We start from the raw sequence: 16,179 nt of genomic DNA on the forward strand, positions 1-16,179 counted from the left end.
ATGATGGGCATTCATTCGCCAACCGAGATACCTGTTCTTGATGGACAACCCGAACGTCCAGCCCACCGTTCGCCGCCGGCACCGCAGTCTGGCTGAAGAATTGGTCACCGAGCTTTCCCGGCGCATTTGCAGCGGGGAGCTCCCGCGAGCAACCAAGCTGCCTACCGAATCTGAAGTGATGGCCGAGCACGGTGTGAGTCGCACCGTGGTGCGCGAGGCCATTTCGCGTCTGCAAGCGTCTGGCCTGGTGGAAACGCGGCACGGCGTCGGCACGTTTGTGAAGGATATTCCCAGCCCCAGCGGATTTCGAATTGACCCTGACACCATCGTCACCTTGCAGGACGTGCTGGCAGTGCTGGAGTTGCGCATCTGTCTGGAAGTAGAAGCTGCCGGTCTGGCCTGCCTGGGTCGCACCGACCAGCAATTGCAGGTGATGCGCGACTCGCTGGACGCGCTGAATTCGCGGGCGGTGAGTGCCGACTACGCGGTATCGGCGGACTTCCAGTTTCACCAGCAGATCGCGCTGGCCACCGGCAATCGCTACTTCACCGACATCATGTTGCACCTGGGGGTCAACATCCTGCCGCGTACGCGCCTGCACTCAAAACGCTTGGCCAACGCCAACAAGGAACCTTACCTGGAGCGCCTGAGCCGCGAGCACGAGGATATCTACAAAGCCATCCTGCGCCGTGACGCAGACGCCGCTCGCGCCGCGATGCGCCTGCACTTGTCCAACAGTCGCGAGCGTATGCGCCGGGCCTATGAAGCCGCCGCCGCTGAATTGTCGAACGGCCCCGCTGCGGTGAACGCGCCGCCCTGAAGTCGGCCACCGGGCTCATCCGCCGACGGTTGCGGTTGCTGCTCGACCTTGGCGCGAAAGGGTTCCGAGCTGTCCTGCGGCGCAAAGCCCAGGTGCTCGGCGTGCCGATTGCTCCACCAGCGCTCCTTATTGTCCGAAACGCCATACACCACACTGTGCCCCACATCCTTGGCCAGCAGGGCGCGGGCCACCAGGTGATCGAGGTCCGCGTAACTCAGCCAGGTGTGCAGCATCCGCCGGTTGCGCGGTTCGGGGAACGACGAGCCGATGCGCAAGCTCACGGTTTCAATCCCGTATCGATGAAAGTAGAACGCCGCCAGGTCTTCGCCGTACGCCTTGGAAAGCGCGTAGTAACCATCCGGGCGGCGCTGTGCGTGCACATCCAGTTCAACGTCTTGAGGGTAAAAACCGGTGACGTGATTGGAGCTGGCGAACACAACCCGTTTGACGCCCTGTTGTCGCGCCGCCTCGTAAATGTGGAAGGTGCCGCGAATATTGGCGTCGAGAATTTCCTCGAACGGCCGCTCCACTGAAATCCCGCCCAAATGCACGATCGCGTCAACGCCATCGACCAGCGCCGCCACGGCAGCCTTGTCGGCCAGGTTGCACTGGATCACTTCGTCGTGTTCACCCGCGCTGGGCGCCATCGCGCTGATGTCCGAGGCGCGCACGATGTGGGCATGGGCCTGCAAGGTTTCCCGCAGGATATGCCCCAGGCCGCCGGCGGCGCCGGTGAGCAAAATGCGGGTGAAGGGTTTGGGTTGTGTGGTCATGGTCAGGTCTTCCATTGAGCGCTGAATGCAAAGCGATTGCCTGGCGAGCGATGCGCGTTCGCCAGGCAAGTCGCGGGGAGGGGGCTTTACATGAAGTTGTATTGAACGCCCAAGCGCCACCGCGCCTGACGGTCTTCTGAGGTGGAGTTGACCTTCACATCACCAATCTCCATGAACGGGGCCCATTCCTTGGTGAGCTTGTATTTGACGATCAGGTTCTGTTCGTAATCGCTCTTCTTGTTGTCGTAGCGGATGTAGTCAGTCTTGAAATAGATGAACTGATATTCGTACGCCCACTTACTGGCCGGTGTGTAGCCGAGCCAGCCCTCGAAACGATGGGTGGTCTGGTCATCCTTGATGTGATCGGGCAAATCCTCGTTGACCTGATCGCGGTCCAGCTTCTTGGTGTCCAGGCGATAGCGCGTGGCGGCGTAGAAGGCGTCGTTGATCTTGTAGTTGTACTTGAGGCCCAGCTTGTAGGTGGTCGAGTCCTTCGAGCTGTCCATCTGGAACGCGGGGGTCAACGTCGATTGCGGGCTGAGCTTGTAGTTGTAGCTGACGGTGAACTCATGCCCGTTGTTGACCATGTTGTCGTACGCGACATCTTCACGGTCCCCGGCTGTGCGGTATTTCATCTCCGCTTCAAATCCCAGGCCACTGTCCAGACGGTAGTTGAGCTTGATTCGATCAGCGTGGGCGCTGTCTTCCTCGGTGAACTGGTGGCGGTAGTTGATGCTGGCAGAGTCAGCGCTGACGTAGAGCGGCAGGCTGAAGGTCAGGGCAGTAACGAGCGTGCGTAGGGTGGTGTTCATACGGTCTTCTTTTTTGTTTTTGTTAGGGGCGTTTGACGGTTGCTACGGCAATACGTTGTTGCGTGTGGCTCTCATCTAAGGTGCAGATATACGTTATCGTACGACAAGATGACTCGTCTACCGCCCATCGATCGTTTTGAAACACTTTGAAACATATGTCCCCGGCGAATAGGGCTTTACAGCAATCTTCGTTATTCCTTAGTTGTCTTTAAAAATAGGGGGTTTTACGGCGTTTCGCGTGAAAAGCAGTGGATGGCGGGGCACGTTATTGGGTCTTTTCAAGCGTTGTACGATGACCTATGATCGGTCGCAACAGACGACATTCCTGTCTCAAATCCAATAAGAAGGCTTAAGACGTCCATGAGAATCACAGCAGTCAACGTCCAGGTATTTTCCTACCCGACCCGCCGCGCAGTGGACAGCGCCGGCCATGCTCACCCCGGTGATGTCACCCAGGCGCAGATGGCTTTGCTGCGCATCCAGACTGAAGACGGCCAGGAGGGTTTTGCATTCGGTGCCCCTGAATTGATCCGCCCTTATGTGTTGGATGGGTTCGTGCGCAAAGTGCTGGTGGGGCAGAACGCCTTTGATCGCGAAAAGATCTGGCAAGACCTCGCCCATTGGCAGCGTGGCAGTGCCAGCCAACTGACCGACCGCGCCTTGGCCCTGGTTGAGCAGGCTCTGTGGGATTGGGCAGGACGCAAACTCGGCGTGCCAGTGCACAAGTTGATCGGTGGTTTCCGCGACAAGGTGCCGGCCTACGGCTCGACCATGTGTGGCGACGAACTGCCCGGCGGCCTCGCAACCCCCGAAGACTACGGCCGCTTTGCCGAGACCCTGGTGCAGCGTGGCTACAAGGCAATCAAGCTGCACACCTGGATGCCGCCGGTGTCCTTCGCGCCAAGCCCGCGCATCGACGTCAAGGCTTGCGCTGCTGTGCGTGAGGCGGTGGGCCCGGACATCGCGTTGATGCTCGACGGTTACCACTGGTACAGCCGCACCGAGGCGCTGTACATCGGTCGCGAGCTGGAGAAACTCGACTTCGCCTGGTTTGAAGAACCGATGATGGAAGAGTCAGCCGAGTCCTATGCCTGGCTCGCGGGGCAACTGGATATTCCGGTGCTTGGCCCGGAAACCCTGTCCGGCAAACACCTCGCCCGCGCCAGTTGGGTCAAGCACGATGTGTGCGATATCTTGCGTGCCGGTGTCGCGGGCGTCGGTGGTATTGCGCCGTGCCTGAAGGTCGCGCACCTGGCCGAATCGTTTGGCATGGACTGCGAAATTCACGGCAACGGCGCCGCCAACCTGGCGGTGGTCGGTGCGATCAAGAACTGCACCTGGTACGAGCGTGGCCTGCTCCACCCGTACCTGGATTACGACGAAGTACCGGCCTACCTCAATCGCTTGGTGGACCCGATGGACAACGACGGTTTTGTGCACCTGTCCGACTTGCCGGGCCTGGGCGAAGACATCGATTTCAACTACATCGAGACCAATACGCTTAAAAGCTTCTGACGTTTACACGGTCAGTCCGGCATGCGTCGGGCTGATCAAGAGCCCTATAAATATAAAAAAGGCACTCTTGTTATGAGCATTTTCCCTTCGCTGTGGGCGCGGGTGTTCGTCGCCGCGCTGGCCGTTACCGCCGTACCGGCAAGTTTTGCCAAAACGCCGGCCGATCAACTGATCGTCGGCATGAGCATGATCAACCTGTTGTCCCTCGACCCAGCTGCCGCCACGGGTCTGGATGTGTCGGAAATCAACGCCAACCTGTATGACATGTTGCTGGTGCAGGACGTCGCCCAACCAGACCGACTGGTGCCAGCGCTGGCCGAGCGCTGGCAGGTCAGTGAGGACCGCAAGACCCTGACCTTTAACCTGCGCACCGGGGTGAAGTTCCAGTCCGGCAATGACTTGAGCGCCGAAGACGTTGCCTGGTCGCTGCACCGGGTGCTCAAGCTCAACCTCGCACTCGCTTCCACCTGGAAGGCCTACGGCTTCACCGCCGAAAACGTCGAGCGCTACATGCGCGCCACGGACCCCACCACCTTCGTGATCGAACTGCCACGGCCGACCGACCCGCTGCTGGTGCTCAACACCCTGGCGACCTCGCCCAGTGCGTTCATCCTCGACCGCAAAAAAGTCCTTGAACACCAGAAGGGCAGCGACATGGGCGCCGCCTGGCTGGTGACTCACGCGGCCGGCAGTGGCGCATTCGTGCTCAATGACTGGCGTGCCAACGACGTGATCCTGATGACGCGCTTCGATGGTTACTGGGGCGGCCCGGCCAAGCTCAAGCGCATCGTGATGCGCAACATGACCGAGTCGCAGTCATTGCGACTGATGATCGAGCGCGGTGACCTGGATATCGCCAAAGGCATGTCCGCGCCGGACATCGAAGCCCTGCAGAAAAGCGACAAAGTACGCACCCAGACCCTGCAACGCGGCACCTTGTATTACGTGGCCCTGAGTGTGAAGCAGCCAATGTTCGCCGACGCCCGTGTGCGCAAGGCCGTGCGCTCGCTGATCGATTACCAGGGGATCAACCAGACGGTCATGCCCCATTACGGCGTGATCAACCAGCGGCCGCTGCCATTGGGCCTGGCCGCGCGCCTGCCGGACCCGGGCTACAAGCTCAACGTCGAGCAGGCCAAAGCCTTACTGGCTGAAGCCGGTTACCCGAACGGCTTCAAGACCACCATCCGCGTGCTGGCCGAACCGCCGTTTATCAACATCGCCTCCAACCTGCAATCGACCCTGGCCCAGGCCGGCATCGAAGCCAGCATCATCACCGGCACCGGTAACCAGATCTACGGCGCCATGCGCGAGCGCACGTTCGACATCATCGTCGGTCGCGGCGGTGGCGGGGCGGAGCGTCATCCCCATTCCAGCCTGCGCACCCTGGTGTACAACCCGGATAACCGCGATGAAGCCAAGCTCACCAACTTCCAGGGCTGGCGCACGTCGTTCTACAGCCCTGAGTTGAACCAGTTGATTGAGAGCGCGGAAGTCGAGCCGGATGCCGGTAAGCAACTGACTCAGTACCGCGAGATTCAGGAGCAGGTCGATCAACAGGTCGGAGCCATTTTGCCGGTCTCGCAGATGACCGACACCGTGGTGGTGTACACCGACGTGGCCGACTTCCAGGGCCATACCGCTGCGACCACGCGCTACAAAGACGTCTACAAAAAGCGCTGATCGATTTACCAGGAGCTCACTATGTTTGTTATGACTGCCTCTGTCATGGGCGCTCGCGCTTCCAATACCCTGCGGCGCGCCAGCACCGTGTTGGTGACGTTGCTCGGCCTGTTGGCGCTGACCTTTATCATCGGCCGGGTCATGCCGCTTGACCCCGTGCTGGCGGTAGTCGGGCCGGATGCCGACAGCTCCACCTACGACCAGGTGTACCGGTCGATGGGCCTGGACAAGCCGATCTGGACCCAATTCGGCCTTTACCTCAATGACCTGCTCCACGGTGATTTCGGCAACGCGTTGCTGACGGGTCACCCGGTGCTGGATGACATCCTGCGCGTGTTCCCGGCGACCATCGAACTGGCCACTCTGGCGATTCTGTTCGGCGTGTTGATCGGCTTGCCGCTGGGCGTGTGTGCGGCGAGCAACCAAGGGCGGCTCGGCGATCATGTGGCGCGGGTAATCACCTTGTTCGGTTACTCCACGCCGATTTTCTGGCTGGGCATGATGGGCCTGCTCGTGTTCTACGCCTGGCTCGGCTGGGCGGGCGGCGCGGGGCGCATCGACCTGGCCTACGACGGCATGGTGCCCGAAGTCACCGGCCTGTTGCTGATCGACACATCGCTCGCCCGCGACTGGGAAGCCTTCGCCAGCGCCCTGCGGCATATCGTGTTGCCGGCGCTGATTTTGGGCCTGAACTCGGTGGCGTACATCAGCCGCATGACCCGCAGCTTCATGCTGGAGCAATTGTCCCAGGAGTACATCATCACTGCGCGGGTCAAGGGTTTGTCCCGTCGCCAAGTGGTGTGGGGGCATGCGTTTCGCAACATCCTCGTGCAGTTGCTCACCGTGGTTGCACTGGCCTATGGCTCGCTGCTGGAAGGCGCAGTGCTGATCGAAACCGTATTCGCCTGGCCGGGATTCGGCCAATACCTCACCAGCAGCCTGATGCTTGGCGACATGAATGCGGTGATGGGCTGCGTGCTGGTGATCGGCTTGATTTTTGTCGCGCTCAACCTGATCAGCGATGCCTTGTACAAGGTGTTTGATCCGCGCACCCGTTAATGCGTCGCGCAGTACCGATAAAACTATAAGAAGAAGGAATTTTTCATGACATTTTCGAAACTGCACCTTGGCCTGCTGACCGCTGTGCTCGCGCTTGGCCCGATGACCCTGGCCAACGCCAAGACCCCGGCCGATCAACTGATCGTCGGCATGAGCATGGTCAACCTGTTTTCCATCGACCCGGCCAACGCGCCCGGCCTGGATGCGTCCGGCGTCAACGCCAATCTTTACGACACACTGATCAAGCGTGACCAGGGTAACCCGGAAAAACACCTGCCACAGTTGGCCGAACGTTGGGACATCAGCGAGGACGGCAAGCAGGTAACGTTTCATCTGCGCCAGGACGTGAAATTCCATTCGGGCAACCCGCTGACCGCCGAAGACGTGGCGTGGTCGCTGTACCGCGTGATGAAGCTCAACTTCGGCCTGGCCACCACCTGGAAGGCCTACGGCTACAGCGTTGAGAATATCCAATCGCTGATCCGCGCCACGGACGCCCACACCCTGGTCATCGACCTGCCGCAGACCATGGACCCGCTGCTGCTGGTGGACTCTCTGGCGATCTCCCCGAGCGCTGTGGTTGTGGACCGCAAGACCGCCCTGGCCCATGAAAAAAACGGCGACCTCGGCGCCGGTTGGTTGGTGACGAACGAGGCGGGCAGTGGCCCCTTCGTGCTGACCAAATGGAGCGCCAACGATTCCCTGTTACTGACCCGTTTCGACGGCTACTGGGGCGGCGCGGCGAAGCTTAAGCGCGTGGTGGTGCGGCACATGACCGAATCCCAGTCCCTGCGCCTGATGCTAGAACGCGGTGACCTCGACCTGGCCTACGGCATGGCCGCGCCGGACATTCGCGCCATCGACGGCTCGGACAAGATCCAAGTGCAGTCGCTGCCGCGCGGCACCATGTACTACGTCGCCATGAGCATGAAACAACCGGAATTCGCCAAGCCCAAGGTGCGTGAAGCGGTGCGCAACCTGATCGACTACAAGGGCCTGGACCAACAAGTGATGCCTTATTACGGAACGCTCAACCAGCAGCCGATGCAACTGGGTCTGGAAGCACGCCTGCCGGATCCGGGCTATCACATGGACGTGGCCAAGGCGAAAGCCCTGCTGACTGAGGCGGGTTACCCCGAGGGGTTCAACACCACCATCCGCACGCTGTCGGAACCGCCGTTCATTGATATCGCTGCGCGCCTGCAAGCGACCCTGGCCGAGGGCGGGATCAAGGCCAGCATCGTCACCGGCACGGGTAACCAGGTGTACGGCGCGATGCGCGCGCGCAATTTCGAGATCATCGTGGCCAGGGGCGCCGAGCGTTACCCGCACCCGTATTTCAGCCTGCGCACCTTTGCCTACAACCCCAACAACAGCGACGACGCCGGCCTGCCGAACTTCCAGGGCTGGCGCGCTTCGTTCTTCAGCCCGCAGATCAACAGCCTGATCGACCAGGCCGGCGTGACGCGTGATTCGGCGCAGCGGGTCAGCCTGTATCACCAGGCGCAAACCCTCTACGACCAGCAAGTGGGGCCGATCCTGATGATTTCGCAGATGACCGACACCGTGGTCAGCGCTGCCGACGTCAAGGGCTTCACCGGTGACGATGCCGAGGCCACCCGCTACCAGGGTGTCTACAAGCAGCGTTGAGTGCTTCCAGAATTCACACAGAGAAGATGCTTATGAATGCCAATCTGTCTTCCATCGAATCGGCGACGAAGCGCCCGGTGGACCGCTCGCCAGGCTCCAGCTTTGATGCCTTTTGCAAGAGTGGCCTGCGGGTGCTGCGTCACCTGCTGCGTAACCCTATGACCCTGGCGGGCCTGCTGGTAGCGCTGCTGTTGGTGGTGGTCGCGGCCTTTGCACCGTGGATCGCTACCCATGATCCGGTGGTGCAGAACCTCGCCGGCGCGTTGCAGGCACCGGGTTCGGCGCATTGGTTCGGCACCGATGAATATGGCCGGGATATTTTCAGCCGGCTGGTCTACGGCTCGCGGATCACGCTGTACATCATCGCCCTGGTCACAGTGATCGTAGGGCCTATCGGGCTGTTTATCGGCACCGTGTCGGGCTACTTCGGCGGTGCGGTCGATACCGTGTTCATGCGCCTGACCGATATCTTCATCTCCTTCCCCAGCCTGGTCCTGGCACTGGCGTTTATCGCGGCCCTCGGCCCTGGCCTGGAGCACGCGGTGGTGGCGATTGCATTGACCTCCTGGCCGCCGATTGCGCGGCTGGCGCGGGCCGAAACCTTGTCCCTGCGCAACGCTGATTTCGTCGTCGCAGTGGAGCTGCAAGGCGCGTCGCCGGCGCGGATTATCCTGCGCCATATCGTGCCGATGTGCCTGTCCTCGGTGATCATCCGCCTGACCATGAACATGGCCGGGATCATCCTCACCGCTGCCGCTTTGGGCTTTCTCGGCCTGGGTGCCCAGGCGCCGCTGCCGGAGTGGGGCGCCATGATTTCGACCGGCCGTCGCTACATGCTCGAATGCTGGTGGCTGGTGGCGGTTCCAGGGGCAGCGATCATGCTGGTCAGCCTGGCCTTCAACCTGTTGGGCGATGGCCTGCGGGACATCCTTGATCCGCGCAGCGAATAATCGGAGGAACACCTGATGTCCGCCATCAAACTGAATGTCGAAGGGCTTAACGTGCGCTTCGTCAGTGGCCAGAAAGAAACCCACGCCGTGCGCGATGTGTCCTTTACCTTGGGCCGGGAAAAACTCGCGATTGTCGGTGAGTCCGGCTCCGGCAAATCCACCGTGGGTCGCAGCCTGCTGAAGTTGCATCCGCCCAGCGCCAAAATCACCGCCAAGGCCATGGCGTTTGGCGAGGTCGACCTGTTGTCGGCCAGTGAAAAAGCCATGCAGAAGATCCGCGGCCAGCGCATCTCGATGATCATGCAAGACCCCAAGTACTCGCTGAACCCGGTGGTCAAGGTCGGCGATCAGATCGCCGAAGCCTACTTGGCCCACCACAAGGCCAGCCGCAGCGATGCGCGAGAGCGCGTGTTGCAAATGCTGGAGCAGGTGCATATCCGCGACCCGCAGCGCGTTTATAACCTGTATCCCCATGAAGTCTCCGGCGGCATGGGGCAGCGCATCATGATCGCGATGATGGTGATCACCCGACCGGAAGTGATCATCGCCGACGAGCCCACCTCGGCGCTGGATGTCTCGGTGCGCCAGCAAGTGCTCAACGTGCTGGAAGAGTTGGTGGACCAGCAGCAGATGGGGCTGATCTTCGTCAGTCACGACCTCAACCTGGTGCGCAACTACTGCGACCGCGTGCTGGTGATGTACGCCGGACGCGTCGTCGAATCCCTGGCCGCCTGCGACCTGCAGTACGCCGAACATCCCTATACCCGTGGCTTGCTGGCCGCGCTGCCGAGCATGGACAACCGCCGCGTGCACCTGCCGGTGCTCAAGCGCGACCCTCTCTGGCTGACTCAATAAGGAACCTGACCATGCCCATGATCCAAGCGCACGCCTTGAACCTGAGCTTCGGCACAGGCGCTGCCATCAACCAAGTGCTGCACGATGTGAGCCTGAGTGTCGCCGACGGTGAATCGTTCGGTCTGGTGGGGGAGTCCGGCTCGGGCAAGACCACCGTGCTGCGCTGCCTGGCCGGGCAATACCGGCATTGGAGCGGCGAGCTGAGCATTGCCGGCGCGCCGCTGCAGCACAAGATTCCCAAGGAGCATTTTCGCAAAGTGCAGATGGTCTTCCAGGACCCCTACGGCTCGCTGCATCCCAGGCACACCATCGACACCGCGTTGCGCGAGCCGCTGATTATCCATGGGGTAGGGGACAAGGACGACCGCATCAACGAGATCCTGCTCAAGGTCGGCCTGAACGACAGTTTTCGCTTTCGCTATCCGCACCAGCTCTCCGGCGGCCAGCGCCAGCGTGTGGCGATCGCGCGCGCTTTGATTCTGGAGCCGCGGGTACTGCTGCTGGATGAGCCGACCTCGGCGCTGGATGTCTCGGTCCAGGCCGAGATCCTCAACCTGCTGGCGGACCTGCGCCAGCGCGAGAAACTCACCTACCTACTGGTCACCCATGACCTGGGTGTAGTCACTCACTTGTGCGATCGGGTGGCGGTGATGCAGCACGGCAAGATCGTGGAATTGCTCGACTGCCAGGCCCTGAGCCAGGATCAAGCGGCGCACGATTACACGCGCATGCTGGTGCAGGCCAGCCGCGACTTCAGTCAGGAGTCTGAGCGGCGGCGTGTGGGATAAACGCTTAGTCATCGTACAACATGGCTTTTCTCGATTGATGTGATTTTTCAGATAAGTGTCTATTTCATGGGGTTAAATGGCAATTTTCTCAAGGTGGGCACTTATAGGGTAGCTTGACTATTTTTGTAGTTGTACGATGACTTACCTCTTAAGGTATTCCATCCAAATTTCGAACAAAGGTTTGTGAACATGACGCCACAAGAACTAAAAACAGTCCTGTCTTCCGGCTTGCTCTCCTTCCCGGTTACCGACTTTGATGCCGCTGGCGACTTCCGCGCCGACACCTACGCACGCCGCCTGGAATGGCTGGCACCTTACGGCGCCAGTGCGCTGTTCGCGGCAGGGGGGACCGGGGAGTTCTTCTCTCTGGAGCCCAAGGAGTACACGCAGATCATCAAGACCGCCGTGGACACTTGCAAAGGCCAGGTGCCGATCCTCGCCGGTGCCGGTGGCCCTACGCGCCAAGCGATTGCCTACGCCCAAGAAGCTGAGCGCCTGGGCGCTGCCGGCATCTTGCTGATGCCTCATTACCTCACCGAAGCCAGCCAGAAAGGGTTGGTGGCCCATGTTGAGCAGGTGTGCAACTCGGTGGATTTCGGTGTGGTGGTGTACAACCGCAACCTGTGCCGCCTCAACGCCGACAGCCTGGAACAATTGGCCGAGCGCTGCCCGAACCTGATTGGTTTCAAGGACGGCATTGGTGAAGTCGAATCCATGGTCAGCATCCGCCGTCGCCTGGGCGACCGCCTGACCTACCTCGGTGGTCTGCCGACTGCCGAAGTCTATGCCGCCGCCTACAAAGCCCTCGGCGTGCCGGTGTACTCCTCGGCGGTGTTCAACTTCATCCCGAAAACCGCGATGGACTTCTACCGCGCCGTGGCCGCCGACGACCACGCCACCGTAGGCCGTTTGATCGATGATTTCTTCCTGCCGTACCTGGCGATTCGTAACCGCTGTGAAGGCTATGGCGTGAGCATCGTCAAGGCCGGTGCTCGCCTGGTTGGCCACGACGCCGGCCCGGTACGCGCGCCACTGACCGATCTGCTGCCCGATGAAGTGGAACAACTGGCGGTGCTGATCAAGTCCCTCGGCGCTCAATAAAACGTTGGTCGGCGGCGCCCTGATGGCGCCGCTGTCCGGTCTGCCTGCAAGGAGTCCACCATGCCCCATTGCATCATCGACTGCCCCGCGACCTTGGCCCAGCGCGTCGGCGAACAACGTCTGCTCGCCACCGTGCATGACGCCCTCGACGGGTTCGGCGTGTTCAAACCCGGCGACATTAAAGTGCGCCTCAACGGCTTCACCCATTATCGCTGCGGTACCACTCAAGACGACTTCGTGCACGTGGCCCTGTATCTCTTCGCCGGGCGCACGGCCGAACAACAACGCAGCCTCGCCTCGGCGACACTCGCCGCCCTGGTTGAACTGCTGCCACAGGTCGAAGCACTGTCCATGGACGTGCGCGAAATGCCCCGCGAAACCTTCATCAACCGCAGCCAATACCTCGAGGAGTCCGGGCGACCGATGTAGCCCTCAACGTTAATACCGGCAAAAACAAGGAGAACAACATGCCGTATCAACCCTCGCAAAAATCCTCAGCGCGTTGCGCACTGGCCTTCATCGCCCTGGGTTGCAGCCCGCTGTCCTGGGCGCTGCAGGCACCGTCGAAAGTGCAAGTCCCGACCCTGGCTTATGACGACCAGCACATCATCCTGGTCTGGGAAAAACCCGCTGATCATGCCGGCATCAAGGATTACCGGGTGTACGCCAACGGCACCTTGCTGGGCAGTGCCAACGCCAACAACGATCAGGTGTCACCGGCCAAGCCCTACATCGACCAGTTCTACCGCCAAGACACGGCCAATTTCCACCATCGCATCGGCATTCACAGCTACACCGCCCAAGGCCTGAAGCCCGACACGGCCTATCGTTTCACCGTGCGTTCGGTGGATGGCAACGGCAAGGAGTCGGCAGACAGTGCCCCGGTGCAGCAACGCACCACCAAGGTCGCGGCCCTGTTTGACGTGAAAAAGTACGGCGCCAAGGGCGATGGCAATCAACTCGATACCCTGGCAATCCAGAGCGCCATTGATGCCTGCACCCCAGGCTGCAAAGTCCTGCTGCCTAAAGGCACCTACAAAAGCGGTGCGCTCTACCTCAAGAGCAACATGACCCTGGAGATCGCCGAAGGGGCGACCCTGCTCGGCTCAGAGCGCGCCGAAGATTACCCGTTGGCTGGTTACATCCAATACCCGTATTCCACCACCGTACGCCCGGCCTCGCTGATCAACGCGTTGCCCCGCGATCCGCGCCAGCATCAGTCATTTGAAAACATCCGCATCGTCGGTAAGGGAACCCTCGACGGCAATGGCTGGAAGCGCAACGCCGATGTCGTCGATGAGCGTGGCCAGGCACTGCCGTTTTACCTGCCCAGCGACAACACCCGCTATGCCCAGGACGGCCTGCTTGCCAAGGCCCAGGTGGAGCAAGCCGTCGCTCGCGGCATGAATGTGAAGGACGCGTATGGGCAAATGCGCTCCTCGCTGATCACCCTGCGTAACGTCAAGAACGTGTTCTACGGCGGCTTCACCGTGGTGAACCCGGCGTTCCACGGCATCATGAACCTGGAGACCGAAAACGTGGTGCTGGCCAACACCACCCACAAGACCTACGACGCCAACAACGGCGACGGCATCGAATTCGCCAACAGCAAGGGCGCGATGGTCTTCAACAACTTCTTCGACACCGGCGACGACTGCGTCAACTTCGCCGCCGGCACTGGTGCGAATGCCGTGCACCAGCCGCCCCAGGAAGATGCGTGGATTTTCAACAACTACTTCCGCAAGGGCCACGGCATGGTGGTGGCCGGCAGTCATACCGGTGCGTGGATCCAGAACATCCTGGCTGAAGACAACGTCTCCGACGGCACTGATGCCGGGTTGCGTATGAAGAGCACCAACTTCATGGGCGGCGGCGCGCGCAACGTTATCTTCCGGGATTCGGCGATTCGCAACACGGTCAAGCAGGCGTTCATCTTCACCCTCGACTACAACGACCCGAACGCCAAACTCGATTATCAACGCTCCACGATTGCCGGGCAGTTCAGGGACATCCGTGTGAGTGACGTCAGCGTGGAAAATGCCCAGGGCGCGGCGATCGAGGTCAAGGGCGATGCCGCGCACAATGCCTATCATCAGGGGTTGGTGTTCGAGCGTGTGCGCTTCAGCGGCGCGGCCAAGGCGCGTATTGATGGGCTGAAAGATTCACGCTTCGAGCATGTGGTGTTCAGTCAGACCGGTGGTGGCAATCCGTGGCAGGTGAGTGGTAGCCAGGGACTGGTGTTCAAAGACGTGGAGCCGACGCCCTAAGCGTAAGTAGCAGTGTGGGCAACGGGGCGACTCCAGATCAAAAGCAAGAGCGCGGTGGCCTTGGCGCCGACCGGGTTCTTAAACTGAACTCCGTCCAAATGTGGGAGGGGGCTTGCCCCCGATGGCAGTGTGTCAGTCACCGATGATTAGCTGACACTCACTCATCGGGGGCAAGCCCCCTCCCACATTTTGATTTCCGTAGATCAGATAGACCTCGCTTTGCTCAGGCGCTGGCGCGCGGGAGACGAAGAACGAAGCCCGGGCTGCATGCATGAGAAAGCTGCGTTAGTCGTCAGCGGCTGCGCTCAAAGATTGATATCATTGGGCCACTTATTTCGAGTGTTCCTTATGTTTCCTGGCCTTATCCGCGTGTTTGTCCTGGGCCTCATTTTGATGCTGTCGAGCCTGTCCGTCCTGGCGGCCAATACGCCGTGTTCAGGTCGTAAAGGAGGTATCGCCGGTTGTGATGGGGATGTATTCCTGTGCAACGACGGCTCCATAAGCGCCTCTAAAAAAAGTTGCACCGCCTATACGGGCAACCGCCTGGCACGCCCCGCCGTGCAGCCGCTGCAAGGTCGCTCGCAGAGTTGCAGCTGCGGTAGCGGTGCGTACTGTACCGGGCCACGGGGCGGGGTGTTTTGCCTTACGCCTTCCGGGCAGAAAAGTTACCGGCGCCACTAAACAACAGCGAAATGCGTTGCTGTGGCGCAAAAGGGGGACAAAATAGCGGCTTGCCATTCAATTTTCATAAAAGCGTAACAATGCTGATGCAGAGTTCCGGGAGCCCGTAATCACAAGGATTTCCCTGAATGAAACGTCTGATGAAGTCTGCTGCACTCGCCGTTGCGGTTTCTCTAAGTGCCACCTCGGTATTTGCCGCCGAAAACGTCCGTCTGACAGGTTCTGGCGCCAGTTTCCCAGCGCCGATCTATCTCACCTGGTTCAAGGATTTCAGCAAAAAGACCGATGGCGTCACGGTTGACTACCAATCCAAGGGGAGCGGGGCGGGTGTTCAGGACTTCCTGAACAAAACCGTGGACTTCGCCGCCAGTGACTCGGCCATGAAAGATGAAGACATTGCCAAGGTCGCCGAAGGCGTGCAGTTGCTGCCGATGACTGCGGGCGAAATCGTGCTGGCGTTCAACCTGCCAGGCAATCCTAAAGAGCTGAAGTTGCCACGCGATGTGTACTCCAACATCTTCCTGGGCAAGATCACCAAGTGGAACGATCCGCAGATCGTCGCTGCCAACCCTGGCTTGAAACTGCCGGATATGCCGATCACCGTGGTCGTGCGTGCAGACTCCAGCGGTACCACTGCCGTCTTCACCAAGCACTTGGCGGCCATCAACCCACAGTTCCAAAAGGACTTGGGTGAAGGCAACACCGTCAACTGGCCTGCCAGCGACAAATTCATCAAATCGCCGAAGAACGATGGTGTGACCGCCACCGTACGCCAGACCCCAGGCGCGATTGGCTACATCGAATACGGCTTCGCCAAATTGGCCAAGGTTGACTTTGCCCAGCTGCAAAACAAGGCCGGCAAGTACGTGGTTCCTAACGCCGAAAGCGGTGCCGAAGCACTGGCTGCGGTGAAGATGCCGGAAAGCCTGGTGGCCTGGCTGCCGGATCCGGACGGTGCCAAGTCCTACCCGATCACGTCCTACACCTGGATGATCTTCCGCAAAGACAACGGCAACCCGGCCAAGGCCAAGGCCATGCGTGAAATGGTCGAATACAGCCTGACCGAAGGCCAGAAAATCGCTGACTCGATGGGCTATATCCCACTGCCGCCATCGGTAGTCGATCAGGTTCGCAAAGCGTCCGCCAACATCCAGTAACGCCCGTGAGGCCTCTCTCGGCGGGTGCTGTCAGCCTTGCCGGGAGAGTTACCCCCCTGTTCCGGAAT

15 protein-coding genes are annotated in these 16,179 nt (G+C 60.4%); 13 read left to right on the forward strand and 2 right to left on the reverse strand.

Annotation, left to right across the window (positions count from 1 at the left end; genetic code table 11):
* The first annotated feature begins 40 nt into the window (after positions 1-40).
* Positions 41-820 (forward strand): FadR/GntR family transcriptional regulator, encoded by a 780-nt coding sequence (locus tag AOA61_RS30305; protein ID WP_032885483.1) that lies wholly within the window; start codon positions 41-43, stop codon positions 818-820.
* Here the strand turns inward: AOA61_RS30305 and AOA61_RS30310 are convergent.
* Positions 760-1,593 carry an NAD(P)-dependent oxidoreductase gene (locus AOA61_RS30310; protein ID WP_099603355.1) on the reverse strand — a complete coding sequence of 278 codons (834 nt, stop codon included), beginning with the start codon at positions 1,591-1,593 and terminating at the stop codon, positions 760-762. The two genes, AOA61_RS30305 and AOA61_RS30310, sit on opposite strands and share 61 nt — an antisense overlap.
* Before the next feature lie 86 nt (positions 1,594-1,679).
* Positions 1,680-2,405 carry an oligogalacturonate-specific porin KdgM family protein gene (locus tag AOA61_RS30315; protein ID WP_032885482.1) on the reverse strand — a complete coding sequence of 242 codons (726 nt, stop codon included), beginning with the start codon at positions 2,403-2,405 and terminating at the stop codon, positions 1,680-1,682.
* 360 nt (positions 2,406-2,765) lie between these two features.
* Between AOA61_RS30315 and AOA61_RS30320 the strand changes: the two genes are divergently transcribed.
* From AOA61_RS30320 to pstS, 12 genes are all read left to right on the forward strand, one after another.
* Positions 2,766-3,920: a mandelate racemase family protein gene (locus AOA61_RS30320; protein ID WP_095186416.1), complete on the forward strand. Its 1,155-nt coding sequence runs from the start codon at positions 2,766-2,768 to the stop codon at positions 3,918-3,920.
* Between the two features lie 72 nt (positions 3,921-3,992).
* The gene (locus AOA61_RS30325) at positions 3,993-5,603 is read left to right on the forward strand and encodes an ABC transporter substrate-binding protein (protein ID WP_032885480.1); all 1,611 of its coding nucleotides are present in this window, start codon (positions 3,993-3,995) and stop codon (positions 5,601-5,603) included.
* 21 nt (positions 5,604-5,624) lie between these two features.
* Positions 5,625-6,662 carry an ABC transporter permease gene (locus AOA61_RS30330; RefSeq protein WP_032885479.1) on the forward strand — a complete coding sequence of 346 codons (1,038 nt, stop codon included), beginning with the start codon at positions 5,625-5,627 and terminating at the stop codon, positions 6,660-6,662.
* Between the two features lie 45 nt (positions 6,663-6,707).
* Positions 6,708-8,312, forward strand: a complete 1,605-nt coding sequence (locus AOA61_RS30335) for an ABC transporter substrate-binding protein (protein ID WP_099603322.1) — start codon at positions 6,708-6,710, stop codon at positions 8,310-8,312.
* 32 nt (positions 8,313-8,344) lie between these two features.
* Positions 8,345-9,262 carry an ABC transporter permease gene (locus AOA61_RS30340; protein ID WP_122764069.1) on the forward strand — a complete coding sequence of 306 codons (918 nt, stop codon included), beginning with the start codon at positions 8,345-8,347 and terminating at the stop codon, positions 9,260-9,262.
* Between the two features lie 15 nt (positions 9,263-9,277).
* The gene (locus tag AOA61_RS30345) at positions 9,278-10,117 is read left to right on the forward strand and encodes an ABC transporter ATP-binding protein (RefSeq protein ID WP_032885474.1); all 840 of its coding nucleotides are present in this window, start codon (positions 9,278-9,280) and stop codon (positions 10,115-10,117) included.
* A gap of 11 nt (positions 10,118-10,128) precedes the next feature.
* Positions 10,129-10,905: an ABC transporter ATP-binding protein gene (locus tag AOA61_RS30350; RefSeq protein WP_032885473.1), complete on the forward strand. Its 777-nt coding sequence runs from the start codon at positions 10,129-10,131 to the stop codon at positions 10,903-10,905.
* 189 nt (positions 10,906-11,094) lie between these two features.
* Positions 11,095-12,006, forward strand: a complete 912-nt coding sequence (kdgD, locus tag AOA61_RS30355) for a 5-dehydro-4-deoxyglucarate dehydratase (protein WP_032885472.1) — start codon at positions 11,095-11,097, stop codon at positions 12,004-12,006.
* A gap of 60 nt (positions 12,007-12,066) precedes the next feature.
* Complete coding sequence (locus AOA61_RS30360; RefSeq protein ID WP_099603323.1) at positions 12,067-12,435, forward strand: 5-carboxymethyl-2-hydroxymuconate Delta-isomerase; 369 nt, start codon at positions 12,067-12,069, stop codon at positions 12,433-12,435.
* A gap of 38 nt (positions 12,436-12,473) precedes the next feature.
* Complete coding sequence (locus AOA61_RS30365; RefSeq protein WP_099603324.1) at positions 12,474-14,273, forward strand: glycosyl hydrolase family 28 protein; 1,800 nt, start codon at positions 12,474-12,476, stop codon at positions 14,271-14,273.
* 348 nt (positions 14,274-14,621) lie between these two features.
* A complete protein-coding gene (locus AOA61_RS32470) occupies positions 14,622-14,954 on the forward strand; it encodes a hypothetical protein (RefSeq protein WP_099603325.1) in 333 nt (110 codons plus the stop codon).
* 128 nt (positions 14,955-15,082) lie between these two features.
* The gene (pstS, locus tag AOA61_RS30375; RefSeq protein ID WP_099603326.1) at positions 15,083-16,111 is read left to right on the forward strand and encodes a phosphate ABC transporter substrate-binding protein PstS; all 1,029 of its coding nucleotides are present in this window, start codon (positions 15,083-15,085) and stop codon (positions 16,109-16,111) included.
* Positions 16,112-16,179: the final 68 nt, after the last annotated feature.

Source organism: Pseudomonas sp. 2995-1 (genome assembly GCF_002742505.1).
Lineage (GTDB): Bacteria > Pseudomonadota > Gammaproteobacteria > Pseudomonadales > Pseudomonadaceae > Aquipseudomonas > Aquipseudomonas sivasensis.

What these genes read in the sequence shown, in the direction of transcription:
- AOA61_RS30305 (WP_032885483.1), top strand. Translation starts at nt 41, where the DNA reads ATGGACAACCCGAACGTCCAGCCCACCGTTCGCCGCCGGCACCGCAGT.
- AOA61_RS30310 (WP_099603355.1), bottom strand. Translation starts at nt 1,593, where the DNA reads ATGACCACACAACCCAAACCCTTCACCCGCATTTTGCTCACCGGCGCC.
- AOA61_RS30315 (WP_032885482.1), bottom strand. Translation starts at nt 2,405, where the DNA reads ATGAACACCACCCTACGCACGCTCGTTACTGCCCTGACCTTCAGCCTG.
- AOA61_RS30320 (WP_095186416.1), top strand. Translation starts at nt 2,766, where the DNA reads ATGAGAATCACAGCAGTCAACGTCCAGGTATTTTCCTACCCGACCCGC.
- AOA61_RS30325 (WP_032885480.1), top strand. Translation starts at nt 3,993, where the DNA reads ATGAGCATTTTCCCTTCGCTGTGGGCGCGGGTGTTCGTCGCCGCGCTG.
- AOA61_RS30330 (WP_032885479.1), top strand. Translation starts at nt 5,625, where the DNA reads ATGTTTGTTATGACTGCCTCTGTCATGGGCGCTCGCGCTTCCAATACC.
- AOA61_RS30335 (WP_099603322.1), top strand. Translation starts at nt 6,708, where the DNA reads ATGACATTTTCGAAACTGCACCTTGGCCTGCTGACCGCTGTGCTCGCG.
- AOA61_RS30340 (WP_122764069.1), top strand. Translation starts at nt 8,345, where the DNA reads ATGAATGCCAATCTGTCTTCCATCGAATCGGCGACGAAGCGCCCGGTG.
- AOA61_RS30345 (WP_032885474.1), top strand. Translation starts at nt 9,278, where the DNA reads ATGTCCGCCATCAAACTGAATGTCGAAGGGCTTAACGTGCGCTTCGTC.
- AOA61_RS30350 (WP_032885473.1), top strand. Translation starts at nt 10,129, where the DNA reads ATGCCCATGATCCAAGCGCACGCCTTGAACCTGAGCTTCGGCACAGGC.
- kdgD (WP_032885472.1), top strand. Translation starts at nt 11,095, where the DNA reads ATGACGCCACAAGAACTAAAAACAGTCCTGTCTTCCGGCTTGCTCTCC.
- AOA61_RS30360 (WP_099603323.1), top strand. Translation starts at nt 12,067, where the DNA reads ATGCCCCATTGCATCATCGACTGCCCCGCGACCTTGGCCCAGCGCGTC.
- AOA61_RS30365 (WP_099603324.1), top strand. Translation starts at nt 12,474, where the DNA reads ATGCCGTATCAACCCTCGCAAAAATCCTCAGCGCGTTGCGCACTGGCC.
- AOA61_RS32470 (WP_099603325.1), top strand. Translation starts at nt 14,622, where the DNA reads ATGTTTCCTGGCCTTATCCGCGTGTTTGTCCTGGGCCTCATTTTGATG.
- pstS (WP_099603326.1), top strand. Translation starts at nt 15,083, where the DNA reads ATGAAACGTCTGATGAAGTCTGCTGCACTCGCCGTTGCGGTTTCTCTA.